The 22,433-nt window shown below is 64.2% G+C and carries 15 protein-coding genes, 1 pseudogene and 1 other annotated feature (1 of these 17 running past the window's edge); of the genes and pseudogenes, 3 read left to right on the forward strand and 13 right to left on the reverse strand.

The annotated features are described in order from the left end of the window. Positions 1–17, reverse strand: a sequence feature (sul1 is cis-regulatory element that is thought to sense ions involved in sulfur or methionine metabolism; They are found in Alphaproteobacteria) (it extends 39 nt beyond the left edge of the window). Between the two features lie 381 nt (positions 18–398). From AB5I39_RS15495 to otsB, 3 genes are read right to left on the reverse strand one after another with little or no spacing between them, the layout of a single operon-like run. Then, positions 399–1,766, reverse strand: coding sequence for a trehalose-6-phosphate synthase (locus tag AB5I39_RS15495; RefSeq protein WP_404368814.1), 1,368 nt, complete (start codon positions 1,764–1,766; stop codon positions 399–401). Then, positions 1,763–3,559: a glycoside hydrolase family 15 protein gene (locus AB5I39_RS15500; RefSeq protein ID WP_404368817.1), complete on the reverse strand. Its 1,797-nt coding sequence runs from the start codon at positions 3,557–3,559 to the stop codon at positions 1,763–1,765. Before AB5I39_RS15500 ends, AB5I39_RS15495 begins: the two co-directional genes overlap by 4 nt. Next, positions 3,556–4,293 (reverse strand): trehalose-phosphatase, encoded by a 738-nt coding sequence (gene otsB, locus AB5I39_RS15505; protein ID WP_404368820.1) that lies wholly within the window; start codon positions 4,291–4,293, stop codon positions 3,556–3,558. Before otsB ends, AB5I39_RS15500 begins: the two co-directional genes overlap by 4 nt. Here otsB and AB5I39_RS15510 point away from each other — a divergent pair. Beyond that, on the forward strand, positions 4,214–4,624 hold the full coding sequence (locus AB5I39_RS15510) for an integrase core domain-containing protein (protein ID WP_404368823.1): 411 nt from the start codon (positions 4,214–4,216) through the stop codon (positions 4,622–4,624). The two genes, otsB and AB5I39_RS15510, sit on opposite strands and share 80 nt — an antisense overlap. On the opposite strand, the gene AB5I39_RS15515 is transcribed toward AB5I39_RS15510, so the two are convergent. The 10 genes and pseudogenes from AB5I39_RS15515 to AB5I39_RS15560 form a co-directional block, all read right to left on the reverse strand. Further along, the gene (locus AB5I39_RS15515; protein WP_404368826.1) at positions 4,593–5,129 is read right to left on the reverse strand and encodes an asparagine synthase-related protein; all 537 of its coding nucleotides are present in this window, start codon (positions 5,127–5,129) and stop codon (positions 4,593–4,595) included. The genes AB5I39_RS15510 and AB5I39_RS15515 overlap by 32 nt on opposite strands. Further along, positions 5,126–5,629, reverse strand: a pseudogene (locus AB5I39_RS15520) (lasso peptide biosynthesis B2 protein); the annotation flags it as partial. The pseudogene AB5I39_RS15520 and the gene AB5I39_RS15515, both read right to left, overlap by 4 nt. 60 nt (positions 5,630–5,689) lie before the next feature. Next, positions 5,690–7,075 (reverse strand): Dyp-type peroxidase, encoded by a 1,386-nt coding sequence (locus tag AB5I39_RS15525; RefSeq protein ID WP_404368829.1) that lies wholly within the window; start codon positions 7,073–7,075, stop codon positions 5,690–5,692. Then, complete coding sequence (locus tag AB5I39_RS15530) at positions 7,072–8,448, reverse strand: hypothetical protein (RefSeq protein WP_404368831.1); 1,377 nt, start codon at positions 8,446–8,448, stop codon at positions 7,072–7,074. The genes AB5I39_RS15525 and AB5I39_RS15530 overlap by 4 nt, the downstream gene beginning before the upstream one ends. 49 nt (positions 8,449–8,497) lie before the next feature. Then, complete coding sequence (locus AB5I39_RS15535; RefSeq protein WP_404368834.1) at positions 8,498–9,808, reverse strand: cytosine permease; 1,311 nt, start codon at positions 9,806–9,808, stop codon at positions 8,498–8,500. 10 nt (positions 9,809–9,818) lie between these two features. After that, positions 9,819–11,012, reverse strand: a complete 1,194-nt coding sequence (locus AB5I39_RS15540) for a M24 family metallopeptidase (RefSeq protein WP_404368836.1) — start codon at positions 11,010–11,012, stop codon at positions 9,819–9,821. Next, a complete protein-coding gene (locus AB5I39_RS15545; protein WP_404368839.1) occupies positions 11,009–12,697 on the reverse strand; it encodes a hydantoinase B/oxoprolinase family protein in 1,689 nt (562 codons plus the stop codon). Before AB5I39_RS15545 ends, AB5I39_RS15540 begins: the two co-directional genes overlap by 4 nt. 17 nt (positions 12,698–12,714) lie before the next feature. Beyond that, complete coding sequence (locus tag AB5I39_RS15550) at positions 12,715–14,766, reverse strand: hydantoinase/oxoprolinase family protein (protein ID WP_404368842.1); 2,052 nt, start codon at positions 14,764–14,766, stop codon at positions 12,715–12,717. Between the two features lie 189 nt (positions 14,767–14,955). After that, entirely contained in the window at positions 14,956–17,157 is a 2,202-nt protein-coding gene (locus AB5I39_RS15555; protein ID WP_404368845.1) for a TonB-dependent receptor, read from the reverse strand. Positions 17,158–17,358: 201 nt separating this feature from the next. After that, positions 17,359–19,977 (reverse strand): LuxR C-terminal-related transcriptional regulator, encoded by a 2,619-nt coding sequence (locus AB5I39_RS15560; protein ID WP_404368848.1) that lies wholly within the window; start codon positions 19,975–19,977, stop codon positions 17,359–17,361. A gap of 372 nt (positions 19,978–20,349) precedes the next feature. Here AB5I39_RS15560 and AB5I39_RS15565 point away from each other — a divergent pair, with 372 nt between their 5' ends. Next, positions 20,350–21,138 (forward strand): avidin/streptavidin family protein, encoded by a 789-nt coding sequence (locus AB5I39_RS15565; protein WP_404368851.1) that lies wholly within the window; start codon positions 20,350–20,352, stop codon positions 21,136–21,138. A 147-nt stretch (positions 21,139–21,285) separates the two neighbouring features. Continuing rightward, positions 21,286–22,419, forward strand: a complete 1,134-nt coding sequence (locus tag AB5I39_RS15570) for a pepsin-like aspartic protease (RefSeq protein WP_404368853.1) — start codon at positions 21,286–21,288, stop codon at positions 22,417–22,419. The last annotated feature ends 14 nt before the right edge of the window (positions 22,420–22,433 follow it).

Genomic DNA, 22,433 nt, shown 5'->3' on the forward strand with positions numbered 1-22,433 from the left:
ATTGCACCGGGTCCATGCGATTGCAGCGCTCTTACAGAAGCGACCCACCGTAAAGCAAGGTCGCTTGCCCGCGACACGCCAAAACCTGCTGCCGCCACGCACGGACCTATCCGGAAGCTATGTCGTTCGGCTCGTTCGGCAAAATCGCCCCGCTCGGGCGTGGGCACTTCCTATTGCGCGGCCGAGGCCCTCGTTCGGTGCGAGTAAGCGATGACGTTCTCCCCTGGTCTGGAGCGCGTCCGCGCCGTGTATCGTGTCTATTGGAGTTCGGATCATGCTGCGCTCACCGCCAAGCGGGTATGGTCGCGGCAATCCGCTCCATGATCAGCTCCTAAAAGTATGCGATGACATGCTAACGGGGCGCGACAACGCCAGCTCCCCGTTGACGCCTCAGCCCCTCACGGTTGGGCGAGCATCGCGGTGAAGCGTTTGCGCCACCAGATGACATCCTCACGCCGGACGTTTCCGAACATCGGTCGCCACCGCGCGATGCGCTCCTCGCGCGACATTACCAGCGCTTGCTCGATCGCATCGGCAAGGTCGTCGGCGCTGTAGGGATTGACCAGCAGCGCTTGCTCCATTTGCTCGGCAGCACCGGCAAAGCGCGACAGGATCAGGACGCCGGGGTCGTCCGGGTCCTGCGCGGCAACATATTCCTTTGCCACCAGGTTCATCCCGTCGCGCAGCGGCGTCACCAACCCGACGCGGGCCGCGCGATAAATTCCGGCAAGGATCTCGCGCGGAAACCCCTGGTTAACGTAGCGCAGCGGCACCCAATCGATGTCCGCGAAGGCGCCGTTGATGCGCCCCGACAACGCGTCGAGCGTCGCGCGGATGTCGCGGTAACTCTGAACCGCCGCTCGCGACGGGGGCGCGATCTGCAGCAGATAGACGTTGGTGTGCGCATCAGGCCGGGTTTCGAGATAGCGCTGATAGCCGTTGAAACGCTCTTCCAGCCCCTTGGAATAATCGAGCCGATCGACGCCGACGATCATGCTGCGCCCGATCGAGCTCGTCATCATGCGCGCGTGGGTTGCGGCGGCGTTCAAGCTGTTCGCGCTGGCGATGAACGCTTCCGCATCGATGCCGATCGGGCACGCGATCGCGGTGATCGTCCGCCCGCCGACGGTCACCGTATCGTCCTCGCCGACTGAGCCGCCCATCTGATTGCGGACATAGTCGTGAAACGTCTCGAGCCATTCGCGCGTCTGAAAACCCACCACGTCATAAGCGAACAGCGCCTCGACCAGCCGTCGGTGCTCGGGCAACGCGGTCAGCAGGGGCGTTGGGGGCCAGGGGATGTGTAGGAAGAAGCCGAGGCGGTTTTTCAGGCCCTGCTGACGGAGCACCCAACCGAGCGGGATCAGGTGATAATCATGCACCCAGATCAGGTCGTCTGGCCGCAGATGCGGGCCGATCTTCTCCCCGAACGTGCGGTTGACGCGCTCATAGCCGCCCTGGAAATCCCGTTCGAACTCGGTCAGGCCGAGCCGGTAGTGGAACAGCGGCCAAAGCGTGCGGTTCGCGTAGCCGTTATAATATTCGTCGACGTCCTGTTCGGGCAGATCGATCGTCGCGGACGTCACGCCGTCATAGGTGGTGAAGGCGAGATCGCCCGTCTCGCCCGTCTCCCCCGACCAGCCGAACCAGATCCCGTCGGCCTCGCGCAGTGCCGCGGTCAGTGCGACCGCCAGGCCACCCTGCGCGCCATTGCTGTCGGCACTCGGCGCCTGGACGCGGTTCGATATGACGATCAACCGGCTCACCGGATCGCACTCCACGGCTTGCTCAGCAGCACCGCACAATTGATCATGCCGACCAGCGAATAGGTCTGCGGGTAATTGCCCCACAGTTCGCCCGATACCGGATCGATATCCTCGGACAACAGCCCGGCCGGCGTGCAGCGCGACAGCATCTCTTCGAAAAGGATGCGGGCCTCAGCGTCGCGTCCCGTGAAATGCAGCGCCTCGATCAGCCAGAAGGTGCAGACGTTGAAGGCGGTGCTGGGCACGCCGAAATCGTCTTCGGTTGCGTAGCGCAGCATGTTCGATCCGCGCCGCAGACCCTGCTCGACCGCCTCCAACGTGCCGAGGAAGCGCGGGTCGTCGGGTGCGAGAAAGCGCAGTTCGAGCAATTGCAAGATGCTGGCGTCAAGATCGTCGCCCGCAAACGTTGCGGAGATACGCTTGGTTTCGGGCCGCCATGCCGCTTGCTCGATCCGCGCGCGCATCGCATCGGCACGCTCGGCCCAGAACTCGGCCCGCTCGGTCAGGCCCAATACCGCTGCGGCATTCGCCAAGCGGTCGCACGCCGCCCAGCACATCGCCGCCGAATAGGTATGGACATGCGCCTTGGTGCGCAGCTCCCATAGCCCCGCGTCTGGGCGGTCATAGCTTTCCCACGCACGCTCCCCAATCGGCTCCAGCGCCTCGAAATCCTCAATTCCGGCGACGCGGAACAGGCGGTGATCGAAGAACGCCTGTGCATTCGACAGGATGATTTGGCCGTACGCGTCATGCTGGATCTGTTCATACGCCTGGTTGCCGACGCGAACCGGGCCCATGCCGCGGTATCCGGTGAGAGCAGGCGCGACGCGTTCGACGAGGCGTGCTTCGCCGCCCACGCCGTAAAGCGGCTGGATATGCCCACCCGCCGCATTGTCGACGATGTTGCGCAGATAGGCGAGATACCCCTCCAGCACATCGAGCGCGCCGAGCCGGTTGAGCGCCTGCACGGTGTAATAGGCGTCGCGCACCCAGCAGTAGCGATAATCCCAGTTGCGCCCTGAATCGGCATGTTCTGGGATCGACGTGGTCATCGCCGCGACGATCGCCCCGGTTTCCTCATGCTGGCATAGTTTCAGCGTGATCGCCGATCGGATCACCGCCTCCTGCCACTCGTAGGGCGTGACGAGGCCGCGGACCCAGTGGCGCCACTCGTCGACGGTGTTGGCCTCCATCGTATCGAGCGCGACGGCGATATCCTCGCTGAAACTTTCGTCGGGGCCGAAAAAGAAGTGCAGCGGCCGCTCGACGCGGAACAATCGTTCGTCCTCGATCCACCCGACCGGCGCGGTGGTCGACAGGCGCATGACGCCATCGGCGACGATGTAGCGAACATGATTGGACCCGCGAGTCCGCTCGGCCGGAGATGCACCCCAGTCGCACGCCGGGCGTAACCGCACGCGGATCCGGGGTGAGCCCGCCAATGGCCGGACGATCCGCACGAACGCGGTTGGACGATACATTCGTCCGCTTCGTTTGAAGCGCGGGGCGAAGTCGGTGATCTCGATCGCGTTGCCGCCGGCATCGACATGCCGCGTGACGAGGACGGGCGTGTTGCGCACATAGGCTTGTGTCGTCTCTACGACGCCGTCCAGATCGATTTCCCAGAAACCGTATGCGCCTTCCGCGCTTGGCGGCGCCTCGTCGAGCAAGGAGGAGAAGGCCGGATCGCCGTCGATGCGCGGCAAGCATCCCCACACGAACCGCCCGGACCGGTCGACCAGCGCGGACACCTGGCAATTGCCGATAGGCCAGAGATCAAGCGTCGCGGTCACAGCGCGGATAGCCAGCGGCGTACGTCGTCGACATCGTCGAGCCGATAGCGGGCGGCGCTTTCCCGCTCGGGCCCGACCAGAATTCCCACGCCGTCTAATGCCGCGCACGCAGCAAAACCGTCTTCGTCGGTAACGTCATCGCCAAGGAACACCGGCTGATGTCCCGCGAAAGGCGGGTCCTGCATCATCGCGGTAAGCGCGGTCCCTTTGTGGTGACCGGTGGTGCGCAGTTCGACCATCATCGCGCCGGTCTGGATATCCAACCCATGCTCCGCGCCCAGCCGCGCCGCCAGCGCATGGACCGCCGGTGCCGCTGGCGGGTCAAGTCGGTAATGCAATGCCACGCCCAATGTCTTCACCTCGATGATAACACCCTCTTTGTTGCCGAACGCATCGGCGAATTCGCGCTCAACGATCGTCAGCGCTGGCGGCCGCAAAATCGGTGCCGCAGCCATGCCACGGTGCCGGATTTCCCCTCCATGGCTACCCGCCATCGCGATCGGGACGCCGCCCAACATTTCGTCGAGTTGTGCGATCGACCGGCCACTCAGCAGCGCTACTCTTCCCGATAGCCTCGACGAGAGACGGTCCAGCAACGATAGCAATGGAGAGTCAACGAGCACGCCGTCGGGTCGTTCCGCCAGTCGGACGAGGGTGCCGTCAAAATCGAGGAAGAGGCTGATCTCGCTTGCCGAGAGGGTCAGCGGTGGGCGCTTCAGATGTCGATTTGGCATTATCAAGCTTATCGAGCCGGACAGCGAATGGCACCCTTTGGATTTCTTGATTCACATTTTGATCGACGGGCGTCTTTCGACCGGCATCGAGTGGCATGACATCGCACCCGGTAAGGCGATGCAGAACGGGTTCGTCGAGAGGTTGGCTTCGCCGCCTGCGGGTGTGGTCACAGGCGCGACGAGCTGCTCAGCGAGACGCTGGATCGGCCAAGCCGGTTCGATCCTCGCGCGCCGGCGCGACGATTTTGACACCGAGCGGCCGCGCTCCTCGCTCCAGCCCCAGGGTCGCCGACGTTACGTCAGCCATTCGCTCCGTCGACAAACCGGATGAAGCGCGCGGTGCTGACGGCGCGGGTCAGGGCAAGCATCAGCCGCTCGCCGCGGGGATCACCCACCGGGGTTTCGCTAGGCCAGTCGTCGAGCGCGGCGCGCAGCGATGGGACGTTCAGCCGATGCGCCATAACCGGATCGGCCGCGAGCCGGTCGATCTCGGCGCGAAGGCTTTCCCGCTCGCGACCAAGACGCAGCATCCAGTCGGCCGCCTGAACGCCGCGGCGTTTCTCGTCCAGTACCATATTGGGCACCATGCCGCGCAGCATCCGTCGCGCAAGCCACCGCTTCTGGCCACGGCGGAGATATTGGTAGTCGGGCATCGAGAAGCAGAATTCAAGCAGCGGGCGATACGCTGTGGGGTCGCGGCGCTCGATTCCGTGGATCAGCGCCATGGCCTGGTTGAGGTCGCCCGCCTGCGTGGATTTCATGCCCCGGAACGCCGAATCGAAGCCGAGGTCCGCCGCGCGTTCCACGACAAGGCGGGCATCCGAATCGTCGCTCATGGTGTTCCCCGAGGATTGCAAATTCGCCGAAGCTCTATGGGGGATGGCCGGCAAGCATTCGGTGCGAAGCGACGTGTCCCTGTCCGATCGGTCGCATGGTTCGTCGCCGTCAATCGCGCGCGCACCGCCAGGACCTCGACATACTGGCGATCAGGCAGACGACCGATGATGGTCACGCCACCGTGGTCGACCCAGGCATGAAGCGGCTCGGCAACGCCGCGCGCCAGGCCGATACGCAGCGTCGTGTTATAGCCGCGGCGCCGCGCCATCCACTGCACCGTCATTGCCCGGGGCAGGCAACGCAGGTGGAAGGGAATTCGCCGGATGGCCCGCTCGGTTGCGGCGACGACGGCAGGCACCTCGCGAGGCAAGTCGTCCCCCCGGTGTGCGGAACCGTGTGCGCCGCCGTCCGCGATCGTACCGAGCGAGCGCCGCCAGTGCTTCATTGGAACTGCGGCCACCAGCACCCGCGCGACGACAAGCAACGCTGCCGCCTCGGCAACGCGCGCGCGTTGCCGAGGCGCTCAATCGATCGCAACGATTCCCGCCTCTTTCAATTGTCAGAGAAAAGCAGCCACCTCGGCGTCGCAGCGGTCGCTCGTCGCGATGGAGGCCGGGCTGCCCGTTATCGCGCAAAGCTTCTTCAGCCCAGCGATACCGGGTGCGAAAAGATAGACTCCGCCGGTCGGCCTGATCCACTGGAGGCCACCGCTGCGGAGTTCGATCGGGCCGTTGGGCCCGTGGATCAGCATCGCGCGATCATCGAACGGGCGCCCGACGAGAAGGTCGTCGCCTTTGCCGGGCGACTTCCCACTGTTCATCCACCGGCTCGAAACGAACAGGAAGGTTCCCGTGATCGACGCTTGATACGCCAAGAAGAGGAGACCGCGCTCGACCGTGGGGTTCTCGTCGAACAGCGGCCCGAAGGGGATGCCACGACGCAACATCCGCGGCACCTCGACCACGTCCGACGATCCTTTGCGCGGGTTCACCTTGCGAATATGCGCGCCGAAGGGACAGACCATGCCATCGTCATCGCCAAAAAAGTCGAAACTGTCGTCGGGGTCCGTGGCGCGCGGGTCCGCGCGCTGCCCCGCCGCCAAAGGGGCGCCGGAGGGCCAGCGACCGACGATCAGCGCCGCGAGATGATCGGCAGTCAGTCCGGGCCAGGCCGCTTGCAGCGATGCAGCGCGCTCTGCCGTAAAGCGACGGAAAGCCTGCACATCCTGCACCAATCGCCGAAACACGAGCAGGGACCCGTTATCTGTGACGCCGTGCGGATCGACGGTCAGCGCAGGCGGCCGCCCGCCCGGATCCCGCGGATAGCCGAACAGAAAGCGGCCTGGGGCATGACCGCCAGCGGTGCCGTCGCCGAGCACCTCCGGTTGCGAGATATGGTCGCGAAATCCGAAATGCTCGATATCGCCCGGCAAACGATCACCGCGTTCGCGATAGGTGAGCGTGAGGCCGCGGCTAAGCGCATCGTCGAGAAGCGCCTCGGCGCGTGCCGTGACGGCGCCCGGGTCGTTGCCAGCGACTTTCAGGAGAATGTCGATCGGTCGCGACGGGGCGCCCGCGACCCACTCGTCGGGGTTGGAGCGGTCGCCAAGCGAGCTGGCCGCACCATCGATCATCCCGTCATGAAACGCCTGGTCGAGGATCAGCACGTCTGGCACCGCAAAGCCAAGCAGCGCCTTGCTGAGCGCGACCGCAAGCCAGATCGGCGTGGCGCCGGCACACGTCTCGTGCGTCTTCATCGCCGTGCGGTTTAGACGCACGTCCGCGACAGAGGTGATGTCCGGCGCAAGCGCGGCGAGCCAGGCGAACGCGGCGGCCCGCCCGGTGTCTTCGGTCGCGCCGAAGCCGAGCAGGATTTGCACGTCGGTGTTGAACCCGCCAAGAATGTCGCCCTGGATATCGTCGAAGGCGAGCGGACGATCGCTCATCCTACGGTCGGCGCTGGCGCTTGCGGACCGAGATCCTCGGTGACCGAGGAGATGAGGCCCGGGAACGCGATCTTGGTACCTGGCGGGCAGCGTCCATGATCGTCGCGCAACAGCACGCGCTTACCCTCCGCGCAGCAGCAGGTGCCAAGACAGCGGGCGCTTGGGCCTGTCCCCGGCGTCTCCCGTTTCCAGCGCGCCACGAACAGGTGGACGCCGATGAGACGCGCGACTTGCCCCGGAAAGCGCAGCGCGCTTCCGTTCACTTTCAGGTCCTCAAGGCCGATCGTCTCGCCGGGCGGCGGTGCGATTTCCAAGCGCAGCACGCGCGATCCGCCGTCGCTCCACAGGTCGCGGCCGCGCACTACCCTCCACCATTCACGCGGCAATGACTCGCCATCGGGAAGCGTGATGCTCTGTTCGTCGACGCCGGATATGTAGACGCCGACCGGATTGGCGAGCGTGTAACGATATCCGTTTAGCGTCAGGGTATAGGCCTGCTGCGAGATTTTGGGATCGCTGTTGCGGTTCGGATCGCCGCCGCGATTGCAGCACAGCAGTTCCTCCGCATCGACGCCGGAAACGAGCGTGCCATCGGCCTTCAAGCGGATCAGGCCGGATACGCCCGCGACGCTGATCTGCGCGATGAGCGAATTGGCGTGATGCGAAAGGTGGACGATTCCCGGATCGATATTGAGGGCGTTACGATAATTGTAACCGCCCGGCCGCGTCACCAATGCGCGCTCGCCCGTCGGGGCGACACGCCAGATACCGGTTCGCGCGCGCAGCGCGTCGGCGGTTACGCCGGGGACACCGGTGAAGCGCTGATACAGGTCGACCACCGCTCGTTCGTCCGCGTCGAACAGCGCGGAGAAATAATCATGACCCTCGGCGACGAAGGTGATGCTGGACAGCCGCCCATCCGCGCCGCGCCGCGCGGCCCATTCGAGATATTCGTTCTGGCGGTGGCGGACCGGAAGGTCGACCGGATCGCCGTCGCCGTCGACGAAATGCCCCGGCGCGTAATCGTGATCGCCCAGATCTTCGACGGTACGCAGGCTGCCGTCCAGATCGTTCGGGATCGGCGGTAGCGGCCACGGAGCGTGGCGATCGACGAAGCGCGGGAAGCCGGACCAGGGCTTCAGCGCGACGGTTTCCGCGTTCGGAGGCACGGGTTGGTAGAGCGGATGGGCATACGCCAGCGCCGGGCCGATATGATCGAGGTCCGCGGCGGTCAGGCTCGATATTTTCCTGTCCAGCGCATGGGCGGCGAGCTGCCAGAGCATGTCGTCGGCATGCGCCGCCATCACGGCGTGCCAGCGCGTGGGATCGACGAAATCCGGCACATTGCCGGGTGGATCGAACGTCCAAACCATGGCTTCCTGCCTCCGCATGCAAAGTTGGATCGTGCCGGTCCCGTGCGGCCTATGTCGCCGCCGGAGCCGTGGGAGCGGTACGGTGGTGTCGTCGGGCGATCGCATTCGCGATCAGCAAGGTCGCTGCCGCAGCGAGGATCGAGTCCAGTGCCGGAAGATGGGTGACCCCGACCATGTCGTGCAGCGACAGCGCGCCGACCATCGTTCCGGAGAGCCAGCTTAACGCCGGTCCGATCGCGAGTGGGCGCGCCACCGCGGACCCGCCGATGGAAATCGGATCGGGCAGACGCGTCGCCAGTACGAAGATCGCCGCCAGTGGGGGGAGGCTGACGCCCAGCGCGATCAGAAACGGAATGAACAGCTGTTCCGCGCCAAAGATGATCAGACCGGCTCCCAGAAGACTGATCGCGCACACGACCCGGCTCAAGCGCCAGCGCGGAAACTGGCTGACGATCGACAGACTCGCCGAATAGAGGCAGGCCGCACTGTCGATCCATGCACCGATCAGCAGAATGGCGAGCGCGGGCGCGCCAAGGCCGAGGATGATCATGGCGGTGATCAGTTCCGGTGCGCCGAGCGCTACGCTTGCAAGCGAGGCGAAGACGAGCACCAGCGGGTAGGCGACGCCCAATGCCGCCGCGGCACCCAACCCGGCATGGCCGGGCCGCCGGACGAAGCGGCCATAATCGGGCTGGATGACGATCCCCACGATATAACTTCCCACGATCGCGGAGACAGCCGCACCAAAAGTGAGCGTTCCGGAGCCGGTTGCCGACGCGACGCGGGCGAGCCTGGGCATCACCAGCGCGGCCGAGATGATGAGCAGTATCAGCGTGACGGGAATGAGGACCGCGCCAAGCCGCTCAAGTCCGGTGGCACCACGCAGTGTCATTGCCGCGATCATCGCCCCCGCCGGTAACGCGATGGCGATTGGTGCCACGGTAATATCGGCCATCCGGGACAGGGCACTTGCTGCGGTTGCGCCGAGCACGCCGATCGTGACCGCGAACCAGCCGATCAGCGAAACGGCGATGACCAGCTTTACGATGCGCCCCCCGACGAAACCGAAGGTTCGGTCGGCAAGCAGCGCCAGCCCCATGCGGGTTTGCGAGTCGGTATAGGCGGTGCTGAACGCCAGCGCCGCTGATATGGCCGCGCCGATCAGCGCCGCCTCCACCCCGCGTACGAAGCCCAGGCTGCCGAAGACTCGCGTCGACAGGACGAAGACCGGAAGGCCGCACAGGCTGCCGGCCACGATGAAGAAAATGCGCCAGCCACTACCCTGTGCGCTTTCGGGGACTTGCTCTCCGGCAAAGCCCTGGTGATTTAGTTCCTCGGACGATCGCGAGGCTTCGTTCATGGCAACCGCATCATGCGAAGGGCCGATCGATCGCGGGGGAAGGCGTCGTGAACCATTCCGCGCCCGTTTCGGTGACGTGGAAATGATCCTCCAGCCGGATGCCGAAGCGGTCGGGCACGACGATCATCGGTTCGTTCGAGAAACACATGCCGGGTTCGAGCAGGCTGCGGTCGCCGCGCACGAGATAGGGTGCCTCGTGAATGCTGAGCCCGATCCCATGGCCCGTGCGATGCGGCAGGCCCGGCAGTCGATAGTCCGGCCCCAGGCCGTGCCGTTCCAGCACCGCGCGTGCCGCCGCGTCGACTGTCTCGCAGGGCCTGCCGGGTTCGACGGCGTCGAACGCGGCCTGTTGCGCTTCCTGTTCGACCGACCAGATGCGGCGCTGCTCGTCGTCGGGCGTGCCAAACACGTAACTGCGCGTGATGTCGGAGTTGTAGCCTTGCACTTCGCATCCTGTATCGATCAGCACCATGTCGCCTTCGTGCAGCACATCGTCGGCGGGCAAGCCGTGCGGGAAGCTGGTCGATGCGCCGAACTGGACGATGCAGAAGGTCGAACCGCTCGCACCCAACGCCTGATGGCCGCGTTCGATGAAAGCACGCACGGCGCTCGCCCGGATGCCGGGCGCGAGGATTCGCGCGGCGCGGCGTTGCACCTCCAGCGTCATCTGCTTTGCCTGGCGCAGCAGCGCGAGTTCCGCCGGAGACTTTATCGCACGGCACGCGTCTATGATCGCGCTGGCATCGACCAGCGATGCGGATGGCGCTGCGGTACGCAACCGTTCCGCCATGACGAAGGGCAGAGTGGGGTCGATCGCAAGCGTGCTGCACCCGCGATCGCGCAGGATTTGCGCGACGAGCGTTGAGGGGGATTCGTCTTCTTCCCAAAAGAACAGGTCGGCATCGATCTTCAGGATCGGCATGAGCGAACCCGCCTCGAACGCGGGGCAGACGAGCGCCGGCCTACCGCTCGGCGTAATGACCAGCGCGACAAGGCGCTCGATCATGCCCCAGCCGACGCCGGTGAAATAGTTGAGGCTGGCCCCGGCGCTGACGAGCAAGGCGTCGACCTTTCGATCGACCATCGCCGCACGCGCGCGTTCCAGGCGGGCGTCGCGTTCCGCGGTGTCGATCGCCGCGGCCTCGTCCGGCCACCGCGTCATAGTCGCCAGTTCGGCTGCGGCCGTCGAGCCCCCGATGGTCATTTGACTGCTCCTGCATAGCGTTCGGCACCATAGTCGCGATACGCCTGTTCGGGCGTAACATAGCCGTCCCGGACGTCGGCATCGAGCTTCGCGGGATTGCGCCGTCGCGGGTCGCCATAGCCACCGCCGCTCGCACTGATCAGGCGGAATGTCTCGCCGCGTTCGGCCCGCGCGCCGGTGATCATCGAATGGCGCTCCACCCGTCCGTCCCGCCGGAGGATTTCGGCGCGATTGTGCGATCCGTCCTTGCCGCCATTCATCCCCCATGGGCGAGAGGCGGTGCGGGTTGCCGAATAGGTGAGGAACGCCTCTTCCGACGTCACGCGATAATCGAGAATCACGCCCTTGCCGCCGCGATACTCGCCCGCGCCGCCATCTTCGTCGTGCAACGCATATTGATCGATCTCGAAGCCGTAGCGGCTTTCGGCCAGCTCGATCGGGATGTTGAAGGTCTCGCCATTGGCGGCGCAGAACTGGCCGCTGCTGCCGTCATGGTCGATTGTCGCACCCCATCCGCCGACCAACGGCTCGCCCATCACGAACAACTCGTCGGTATCGGGATGAGCGCCGGAAATGAACGTCGCCCCGACCGTGCGTTGGTGCCCGACCGGCAGCTTGTGCGGCATCAACGGGGCAAGCGCCTTCCACATCGCCTCGATCGCGGCGAGCATGGATTCATAGTAGATCGAGACCGGGGCAGGGCTGCTCGCTGACAGGATCGTTCCCGGCGGGCAGATCACCTCCAGCGCGCGGAAGCAGCCGCCGTTTGCCGGAATGTCCGTGTTGGTGACGGCTTTGAACGTGCACCGCGCCGCGGTGATGAGTCCCGCATAGCTCATGTTGATCGGGCCGATCGCCTGTGGGCTGGATCCGGTGAAATCGGCGATCATCTTGTCGTCGGTGATGGTGACCCGGACCTTCACCGCGAAGGGGCCGTTGCCGTGCCCATCCTCCTCGATCACGTCTTCCGCCGTGAACACGCCCTTGGGCAATTTGCGCAGCTCCTCGCGGGTCATCCGCTCGCCATATTCGAGCAACGCGTCCATCGCCCCGACCAGTTCGTCGACCCCATATTTCTCCGCGAGTTCTACGATCCGCCGCGCGCCGACGCGGCAGGCGGCGACGCCTGCGTGGAGATCGCCGATCGTGCTGTCGGGAAGACGGACATTGGTCCGGATGACCTCGACCAAGGCCTCGTTGATCCGCCCCTCGTCGAACAGCTTCACGAAGCGCAGGTGAAGCCCTTCCTGAAAGATGTCGGTAGAGGCGGTCGTAGCGCTGCCAGGATAGGTCCCACCGACTTCGGTCCAATGCGCCTTGTTGACCGTCCAGGCGATCAATCGCTCGCGCGCAAAGACCGGACAGATGATGACGACATCCGACAGATGGGTGCCGCCGCCCTCATAGGGGGAGTTGGTGATGAAAATGTCCCCGGGGCGGATGCGGTCCAGCGGCCAGCGCTTGAGCGTGCTCTGCACCGCCGTATCCAGCGTGGCGAGGAACCCGGTGACGCCATTGCCCTGCGCCAGCAAGTTGCCCTGCGCGTCGGTCGCGCCGACGGCAAAGTCGGTCGTTTCGTAAATGATCGGGCTCATCGAGGTGCGGAGCATCGCGTTGAACATCTCGGCGCCCAGGGCAACCAGCGCATCCTTGATGATGTCCTGCGTGAAGGAATTGTTCGCCATTCGCTTACTCCACCGGCCTATTGAAGGTGCACATGGTAACTGCCGAAGCGATCGACCTCGACGCGGATGCCCGGCGGGATCGGTAGGGTCACCGCGGGCTCCTGGATCACGGCAGGGCCGCTGAGCGTCATGCCCGGTTCCATTTTGAGCCCGTGATAGATGGTCGCTTCATGTTCGCCATCTTCGTCGAAATCGACGGTGCGACGGCCAATCACGCAGGCTTCGACCGCAACCCCGGTTACGGCGCGATCGGCAAGCTCCGGTTTCTTGACGGGCAGGGTCGCGACGATATGGAAGTTGACGAGCTGGACGGCTGCCTCGAGCCGGTAGGTGTACCGCTTTTCATGCGCGGCGTGGAACGTCTCGATTGCGGTGCCGACCGGATCGGCCGCGTCGAGCGGGAAGGCCACGCCGACGGTATGCTCTTGGCCGACGTAGCGCAGGTCGGCGCGATATTCGATCTGAAGCGTCGCGGCATTCGCCTGATCCGCGACATCCGCGCGCGCGGCGCTGACCATGTCTTCGAAGACCTGGCGGACCTGCCCCAGCGCGTCGGCGACCAGCGGGGTCAGCCGGGTGCGAATATAGTCGCGTCGCAAATCGGTCAGCAGCATTCCCCAGGCCGAGAAGACGGCTGAATTGACCGGGATGATGACCTTTGGCACGCGCAACTCGCGCGCAAGGGCCACGGCGTGCATCGCGCCCCCGCCGCCAAAGGCCATCAAGGCGAAATCGCGGGGATCGTACCCCTTGTTGGTCGATACCAGGCGCAGGGCCGTGGTCATGTTGGCATTGGCGATCCGCACGACGCCGCGCGCCAGCTCCTCCTTCGACAGGTTCAGCCGTTCGCACAGCGGCGCGAACGCGGCATCGATCGCCTGCCAGTCGGGTTCGATTTCGCCCCCGGCAAAGCTGGCTGGGTCGATCCGTCCGAGCACGAGATTGGCATCGGTCGTGGTCGGCTTTGCGCCGCCCCGGCCATAAGCGGCGGGGCCAGGCCGCGCGCCCGCCGAGTGCGGACCGACGTGCAGCTTGTCGCCCGCGTCGATCCAGGCGATCGAACCGCCGCCATTGCCGATCTCGACGATTTCAGAGACCGGTGTCTGCACCGGGTATCCCGGGTTCTTTCCGTCGCGCTCGATATAGTAATCGGTCGAAACCTTGATCTGGCCACCCTCGATCAGCGTGCATTTCGCCGTCGTGCCACCGATGTCGAGCACGATGAGATTGGGCTCGCCGATCCGCTGTCCGAGATAGGCGGCGGCGTAGATTCCGCTGGCCGGTCCTGACTCGACCATCGTGATCGGATTGCGCTTGGCCGCCTCGACGGTGGCGATTCCGCCGTTCGACTGCATCATGAATGGCGTGCCGGTGAATCCGCCCTCAGCCAGTTTGCGCTGCAGCGAGTTGATATACGATCGGGCGATCGGCGATACATAAGCCGACAGGACGGTGGTGTTGGTGCGCTCATACTCGCGCCATTCGCGGCTGATCTCGTGCGAGGCGAGCACCGGTACCTCCGGCCAGGCGGCGCGGATCGCCTCGACCGTACGCCGCTCATTATCCGGGTTGGCATAGGCGTGGAGGAAGCACACCGCGACCGCGGCCACCCCGTCCGCGCGGAAGCGATCGATCATCGGCCCAAGCGGCGCGAGATCGACCGGCGTGGTCACGTCGCCCTTGAAGGTGGTGCGTTCGGTCAATTCCGCGCGCAGGTAGCGCTCGACGAACGGTGCGGGCTTTTTGAACACGAAGTTGAACAGATCCGGTCGATTGCCGCGTGCAATCTCAAGAACGTCGCGAAACCCCTTCGTCGTGATGAGCGCCGTCTTCACCCCCTTGCGCTCGGTCAGGGCGTTGATGACGACGGTCGAACCGTGTGCGAAGAAATCCAGCGCCGCGGGCGTCAGCCCCGCCTTTGCGATCGCGTTGATCACGCCCTCCTCGAACAGGGGCGGGGTGGTGTCCGCTTTGGCAATCTGGATCGGGCCGGGGTCGCCGGTTTGCGCGTCCACGGAATAGAAGACGAGATCCGTGAAGGTTCCCCCGACGTCGCTGGCAGCGCGCACAGATTTACTCCCCAATCGTCGAACCGGCGCGGGCGCAGGTTCGTTATGTAGCGACCATAAAGGCGGTGACCGGGCGCGCGGCAGGGCGGTGCCCTGTCCGATCGATCGGGCCGCCACTGACCCGAACGCCGATCGCGCCGCCGATCAGCGTCACCGGCTTTTCAGACGTGCGTGCATACGCTCGGCCTTCTAGAAACTGCCTCGAATTGCGAAGCCGTAGGTCCGGGGCTCGGCCGGCTGGACGAAGCCGCCGCTGACGAACTCCGCATTGTATTTCTTGTCGGTCAGGTTGCGGACGAATCCGGTGAAGCTCCAGCGGCCGTTAGAGGTTTCGACGCCGCCGTTCAGGTTGATCAGCTGGAAGGCCGACCGAGCGGTCGAGTTCTCCGGCTCCCAATATTGCTTGCCGTGATGCTCAAGCTCGCCACGGCCGAACGCGTTGAAGCGAGACGAAATGGGGAAGCGATATTGCGCGCCGATCGCGCCGCTATCGCGCGGAATATAGGGCGCCCAATTGCCGACGGCCGCGGGATTGAACGCGAACTGTTTGATCTCGGAATGGGTGTAGCCATAATTTGCGAAGAGATCCAAGCCCTTGACTGGGGTCAGCGTCGCCTCGATTTCGCCACCATACAGGTCGACCTTGTCGATATTGACCAGGATTTGGGCTCCCACTGCGCCGACGAAGACGAAGTAGAACGGATCCTTGTCGCGCGTGTAGAAGCCGGTCGCGTTGATGCGCAGTTTGCCGCCCAGCAGCTTGCTCTTGACCCCGAGTTCGAACGTCGAGGCACTTTCCTGCCGCACCAGATCGAACACGCCGGGCAATTGTGCGGCGGCAGCCGCGCCGCTCTGGTTATACTGGCCCGAGCGGAAGCCGATGCCATAGTCCGCGAACAGCGTGAAATCCGCCGAGGGTTTGTAGGTCAGCGTGATCTTGGGCTGACCCTTGCGGAAGGTGGTGGTGCGCGCGCACGCGGCGGCCGCAGCCGCGGTGCATCCGGCGGGAACCCCAGCGCTGCTCAGCGGGCTGATGAACTGCCGACGGCGGTCGATGTCGTAGCGGTACGCGAATTCGGCCGTCAGCGTGTCGGTGACGTCGTAGGCGAGATTGCCGAAGAACGCATAGGCATGGTTGCGATTGTCGTCGGCAAGGAACGACAGCGTCGGATTGATCGTGCTGGTATATTGCGGCGTCCGATAGATGTTGACGATCCCCAGCCCGTTGTCGAAGCCGGTCGTCGACGAGATGAAACGCTTTGTTTCCAGATAATAAGCGCCGACCATCCACCGGAAGGCAGCCGTGTCGTTCGACGCGATTCGGAAATCGTTCTGCCAGGTCCGCACCGTTTCATACTGTGTCTGCGTACCGTCGGTCACGCCGAACACGTTCCGGCTGGCCGAGTAAGGGAATTGATCGCCCGTCGTGTTTTCGGCGGTGTTGACGACCGCGAAAGTGTTGGCGATCGAGCCCCAATCCGCCTTCCAGACCAGGCGCAGGGAGGCGTCGAACAGGGTGCGAAGGTTGTAGCCCCGGTTATTCGCGCAGAAATTGCGATTGACGCGATTGGCGTCCGGGGCCGGGCCGCCGAACGGGTTCGTCAGATCGAGCTGGCAGCTGTTGGGCAGGAACTTGGCGGGCTGATACTGAAAGGGCAGGCCGATCCCGCGTGTGTTGCTATATCCGACCTTCAGGTCCGCCGTAAGGTTGCTGGACAAAAATGCCTTCACCTGGCCGCGGACATTATAGTCGCGCACCGTATCGGCCGTCTGATTGAGAAAGACGTTGTTCAGCAGGCCACCGAAGCTCCGTGCGCTGCCGGCCAGCCGGAAGAGCAGCTTGTCGCGCATGATAGGCCCGGAGATCGATGCCTCGCCGCGAAAATCCTCGCCGTTTCCGACGGAGACTTGCCCGTTGAAACGCAGGTCATTGGTCGGCTGCTTGGTCGTGATGACGATCGCGCCGCCGATCGCGTTGCGACCGTAGAGCGCGCCCTGCGGCCCGCGCAGAACCTCGATTTGCTGCACGTCGAACAGGTCGCTGGTGAACTGGCGCGCGCTCACCTGCTGAACGCCGTCGGTGACGACCGCGACCGGGCTTTCGCCGTTGCGTACTTGTGAAATGCCGCGGATCGTCACGAACGACGTACCCGCACTCTGCGACTGCGCGATCGAAATGTTCGGGGTGATGCCGATAAAGTCGGAGACCGCCTGAATGCGGGCGTCCGCGATCGTCTGGCTGGAAAAGGCGGTGACCGAGATGGGGGCAGCGAGAAGCGCCTCGCCACGGCCGCGAGCGGTTACGACGATGTCGTCATTCTCCGAGGCCCCGGGGGCGCTCGGCGCCGGTGCGGCGGGTGCGGTCTGCGAATAGGCTGCTGAACCGAACATGGTCAGGGCGAACGCCGATGCGCACGCGAGCAACCGTGAGACTCGTACTTTTTCCATCGCCTCTGCCCCCCTTGGAAAATGATCAGCTTGAAATCCGCGATCCGCAGCGGCGTGGCAATCCGCGCGGTGGAGTAGCTCCATTTTGGTGATGCTTCCTCCAACCTGCCCAAATGGGCAGGCTAGCGGACGGTGCGATCCGGGTCAGAGCGCGGCGCCGTTTGCCCGGAACAGGTCCAGCGCGTGCGCCCGCCGGTCGACTCCCAGCTTCGCAAAAACGCGTTTCAGGTGAAATTTGACGGTGTGCTCGGTCATGTCGAGCGCACGGGCGATTTCCTTGTTGGTCGACCCCCGGGCCAATTCGCGCATGACGTCATGCTCGCGCACCGTCAGCATCGCGCGTGACGGTGTGGCGCTCTTGCGCCGGGCGAGGAGTTCCGCGACCTGCGCCAGGAACGCCGCTTCGATCGGCCGGCCGCCCTCCTGCCAGCAATCGCTGCGGATTTTGAGGAGCAGCGGCTTGAGCGCAGGCTGTTCGAGAAAGGGCAGGGCGATGCCCTCCGGCGCCGCGATTGCGGTCGCTGCCGCCATCCGCTTGATCGCCTCCGCATCGTCGCCGCAATGATGGGCGATCAAGGCGGAAAGCAGCAATGCCCTGACTTCGAACAGCCGACTGCCACACGCGCGCGCACAATCGAGCATGTCGGCTGCCAGCACGCTCGCTTTCTCGCTTTGGTCGCGCAGGTGCCACAGCGCCAGGGCGTGGGCGACGTTCTGATAGGGGCGCCAGCAAGCCGGTTCGTCGCGCCACCGGCCCGTCGGGAAGCGGGCGTGGAGATCGCCGATCAGGCGGGGCGATCGTTCGCGCCGCGCGGATACGCCCATCAACAGGACGCGCTGTGCATCGACGAGCGCGCGGAGCCGCTCCAACTGGCGCGCCTCGGTAATGCCCGCGCCGGTGGCGATGATCCGCTCCATCGCAGCCGTGTCGTTTTCCGTCCAGGCGAGCCAGAACAGGGTATCGAGGCCGGAGGCATAGACATCGAACCATCCGTCATAGTCGCACACGTGGCGAAATGCGCTTTCGAGCGCGGGCGCGTCGCCGGAGGCAAGTTCGCCACGCCACGCGCGTAGCGTGTACAGAAACACGTCTGAGACTGCCTTCAGGCCGCTGTCCGCGCCGAAATTTTCCTCGGCCATGTTGCGTGCCTGGGTCAGGTACGCGGAAGCGGCGCGGACCTCCCCTCGAAACAGGCAGGCGAGACCGGCATGGAGAAAGCTATAATTCAGCCCGAGCACCGAATTAACCGAGCGCATCGCCGTCATGGCGTCGCGCGCAAGGACTTCGGCATGGTCGAGCTGCCCGAGGCAAAGCGCCGCCACCGCGCCCGCGCAATCGAGCACGCCGCGCGTCAACCCATCGGCATCGGGATAGGCGGCGCGGATTTCTTCGAACGAGCGTAGAAACGCCGGGTCGATGGTATTGTCGTCATAGGTTCGGATCAACGTACCGACGTTCAATGCGTCGCGCGCATAATCGTCGAGGCTGCCCCAATCGTTCGATGGGTTGAACACGTCAGCATCGACCAGATCGAAATTCGCGCGCGCCCGACGCAAATCGCCTTCCTTGAGCGCCAGATAGGCCTCGGCGAGTACGAGGCGGGGATGCGACAGACGTTCCGCGGCGGGGACGTAGGATAGCAGCCGCGCGAGCTGGCTCATCCCACCGAACAGCACCAGCCGCCAGCCGCCGGCCCGTTCGATCAGTTCGGCGCAGCGGCCCAGATCGCCGGCCATCTGCGCATGCCATACCGCCTCGGGGAGCAAGTTGAGCCGCTCGAAAGCGATGGAGGCACGATGATGCAGAACCGCAGCCTCGCCCGGGCGGCGCAACCGGAGCTGGCCCTGAAGATATTCCGCGAACAAATGATGATAGCGGAACCACGCGCTGTCCGCATCGACCGAGGTGAGTAGCGATTGCAGCGGCGTCAATTCCTCAAGGATGTGCCAGCTATCGGTCTTGGCGCGAACTTGATCGGCCAGATCGACGTTGAACTTTTCGAGGATCGAGGTTTGCAGCAGGAAATCGACGACGTGGTCGGGCAGTCCTTTCAGGATCGTGTCGCTGAGATAGGATGACAAATGCCCGCCGCGCGCGGTCAGCTGCGTTAGCGGATTGGGCGTGCTGGGCCGTTGCAGCGACACCAGTTTCATAAGCTGTAGCGCGACCGGCCAGCCTTCCAGTTCGCCGATCAGCCGCGTCAGGTCTGTGCCGTCGAACACGTCGTCCAGAAGATCGCGCGATTCCTGGTCGGTAAAGCGCAAGGTGTCGCTCGTGATCTCGGCCGCTGCGCCGGTCACCAACAGGCGGGGCACATCGAAATTCGGTCGCGCGCGAGAACTGATCAGGAGCCGGACATTCCCCGGCAGGACCGCGATGAAGCGCTCCATCGCCTGGGCCATCTCCTTGCTGGAGATGCGGTGATAATCGTCGATAATGAAGCTGACGCGGCCCGGTTGTCGCCGCAGCAGGTCGCTGAATTGCCGAAGCACGCTGTCCAGCGTGAATTCGACCAGCCCCATCGCGGCCTGGGCAGCCAGTTCCCCGGTGTCCACCCCTGCCGCCAATGCGGATCGGATGAGGTCGGAGATCAATTGCCGCGGTTCCGCATCGCTTTCGTCGAGCGTTAGCCATCCCACCTGTTCCCCGGCGGCAAGCAGATGGTCGCGCCATTGCACCAGGGTGGTCGTCTTGCCGAATCCGGCCGGGGCGGACAGCAGGATGACGCGCGCGCCGGAAACCGCTGACAGCGCCGAGAGCAACCGGGGCGCTCGACGATCGAGGGCGGCTGCCGCGGCGCCTCCAGCTTCAGTTGAAGCATCGTGTCGATTTCGGTTCCCGGCCCTGCTGGGTGCATGGTCAGCCCGCCTTCACGATGATGCGATTGCGCTGATTGTGCCGACGCAAGTCTGTGAAACGCCGATCGGAATCATATTGGGCAGATTGAACTGAAATGGCACGCGTTGCAACTCCCGTAGCCTTTCCCATGCGAGTAGGATTTGGCCCGGGCACAACTGGAATACTACCCGATCGTGTAGCTTGATAACGGCGAGCGGCTTCGACACCCTGAAAACAAAGAAATACCATGCATCCGCGGTACGACCGATAAGATATTGCGCGACGGGAGAGCCCAAATGTCTTTGGCCGGTATATGGGAAAATGAGTACGGCTCGCGCATGACGCTGTCACTTGCCGATTCCAACTTGATCATCGGCAAGTATGAATTGACGACCGGCTCCACGGGTGAGTATCGCGTGATCGGATATCAGGCGAGCGCCGACCCGACTTCATCGGCCGGGCAGGCCTGTGCACTTGCGATCGACTGGCATTCAGTCGTCGCGGGGCCGCCGGACGATAGCTGGCACTGGGTCTCCGGCCTGAGCGGGCAATTGAGCCTTCAAGCATCGGGTGAACAACTTGTCCTGTCGCATGCGATGGTTGCCTCGGTGGCCTTTCCCGGCCTGGCGCAGGCGGGCACCTATATCGACAAGCTTATCTATACGCGCGTGGGGGAGCAGCACGACATTCCTGCAGAGCCGCTTCCCGGCGAGGAGGTGCTGGCCGACAATCCGCTCGTCGCGAGCTGGTTCGCGACGGACGGCACCGCGCTGCTCATTCAATCGGTCGTTCCCTATGCCGGCAACGCGTTCGGCTACGTCTTTGGAAAGCTGATCTGGAACGGTGGCCCTTCGCTGCTCTACGGCGTGACCGACATCAACGCCGCGTCGGCCGGGCTGGATTTGCAGTCGGTGTCGATCGTCGGATTGCCCAGCGACGTCGGCGGACCGGCGATATCCTTGGCGGGCACGCTCGACCTGTCGAGCGGCGTTCTGACCCTGCTGGACCAGAATTCCAGCTCGACTGCGCCTGACGCGACTTATGTCGAGACGACGATCTCCAGCAAGACCTTCACCCGGCAATAGCGGGATGACGATGTGCTTGTTCGCCCCGCCCGAGTGTCGCCGCATGACGCCGCGCGGGGAAGGCGTTTCGAAATGGGCGTACCTCGCCCCGCAATCTGACCCATCTGCCTTAGCGACCGCAAGGGCGCACCAAGAAGGAGAAGTGTAATGTCGCAACCCGCCGCCCCGACATCGGGTGTCCTGTTCCCCATGCAGCGTGGCCCGTACCAGAACAATGGCGCTAGCCCGTGGTACACCCAGACGACACTGGGGACCCCGGGGCAGGCGCTGAAATTCGCGATCGATACCGGCACCAACATGGTCTGGACGACTTCGACGCTCTGCGCCCCGACTAGCTGTCAGCATTATAGTGGCGGCCGGTTTGACTATCAGAAATCAAGCACTTACTCCTGGGTCGACTGTATCCAGGTTCCCTTCAGCTTCGGCCCTTGGGGCACGATGCAGGTTGAGACCGGGCAGGATGTCCTGGCGCTCCCCAATGGAAAATCCCTGCCGCTCGTGCTCTATCTGTCGGCTGATTATTCGGGCTCGCAATTCGCCCAACTCGACTGGGACGGCGGCATCGGCATTCCCTCGGGCAGCCCGTACAAGCAGGGCGATACGACGTTCATCGTTCAGGAGATGATGAACCAGGGCATGATTTCCCCCAACTATCCGTACGTGTCGTTCGACTGGAACGGGAATACGTCGGCCGGCTCCTGCCTGATCGGCGGGTTTGATCCGGATAAATACACCAACGGCATTTTCTTGCCCTGGACGCCGTACACTGCCTTCACGGGGGTCGAATACATCTGGTCGGCGGATATGTCGCAATATTGGGTCGGCAACCAATTGGTCGCGCAGAACGTGCAGTTCGCGCTCGATTCCGGCTCGTCCCAGTTCAAGGGCGATGACACGATCATGAACCAGACCCTTGCGCAGATCAAAGCGCAGGGAAATCCGCCGGTACGGATGGTCTTCCCGAATGGCGGCGCAATCACGGTCCCGCAGAATATCTACAACGTCACCATTCAGGCCGGGCCCGATCAGGGCAAGACGCTGCCCCAGTTCCAGCCATTAGGGCTAACCAACCTCGTTCTCGTAGGGTCGGTCATCATGGAATATTGCTACACGATCCATGAATATCGCGTCGTGCAGTGCGGTGGTAACCGCTACTCGCTCGCGCCGAGCGGCATGTGGGTCTTCAACAAGCCCGGCTACCCCGCGATCATCACCCCATCGACCGCGGTGAAGCGCGAACTTGGCCCGCGCGACGTCGTGCGCGGCAAAACCATGGAATGAATCCGCAGAATCGG

The sequence above is a fragment of the Sphingomonas sp. MMS24-J45 genome (assembly GCF_044881195.1).
Lineage (GTDB): Bacteria > Pseudomonadota > Alphaproteobacteria > Sphingomonadales > Sphingomonadaceae > Sphingomonas.

What these genes read in the sequence shown, in the direction of transcription:
- AB5I39_RS15515 (WP_404368826.1), bottom strand. Translation starts at nt 5,129, where the DNA reads ATGAGCGACGATTCGGATGCCCGCCTTGTCGTGGAACGCGCGGCGGAC.
- AB5I39_RS15565 (WP_404368851.1), top strand. Translation starts at nt 20,350, where the DNA reads ATGTCTTTGGCCGGTATATGGGAAAATGAGTACGGCTCGCGCATGACG.
- otsB (WP_404368820.1), bottom strand. Translation starts at nt 4,293, where the DNA reads ATGCCAAATCGACATCTGAAGCGCCCACCGCTGACCCTCTCGGCAAGC.
- AB5I39_RS15525 (WP_404368829.1), bottom strand. Translation starts at nt 7,075, where the DNA reads ATGAGCGATCGTCCGCTCGCCTTCGACGATATCCAGGGCGACATTCTT.
- AB5I39_RS15570 (WP_404368853.1), top strand. Translation starts at nt 21,286, where the DNA reads ATGTCGCAACCCGCCGCCCCGACATCGGGTGTCCTGTTCCCCATGCAG.
- AB5I39_RS15545 (WP_404368839.1), bottom strand. Translation starts at nt 12,697, where the DNA reads ATGGCGAACAATTCCTTCACGCAGGACATCATCAAGGATGCGCTGGTT.
- AB5I39_RS15535 (WP_404368834.1), bottom strand. Translation starts at nt 9,808, where the DNA reads ATGAACGAAGCCTCGCGATCGTCCGAGGAACTAAATCACCAGGGCTTT.
- AB5I39_RS15555 (WP_404368845.1), bottom strand. Translation starts at nt 17,157, where the DNA reads ATGTTCGGTTCAGCAGCCTATTCGCAGACCGCACCCGCCGCACCGGCG.
- AB5I39_RS15540 (WP_404368836.1), bottom strand. Translation starts at nt 11,012, where the DNA reads ATGACCATCGGGGGCTCGACGGCCGCAGCCGAACTGGCGACTATGACG.
- AB5I39_RS15530 (WP_404368831.1), bottom strand. Translation starts at nt 8,448, where the DNA reads ATGGTTTGGACGTTCGATCCACCCGGCAATGTGCCGGATTTCGTCGAT.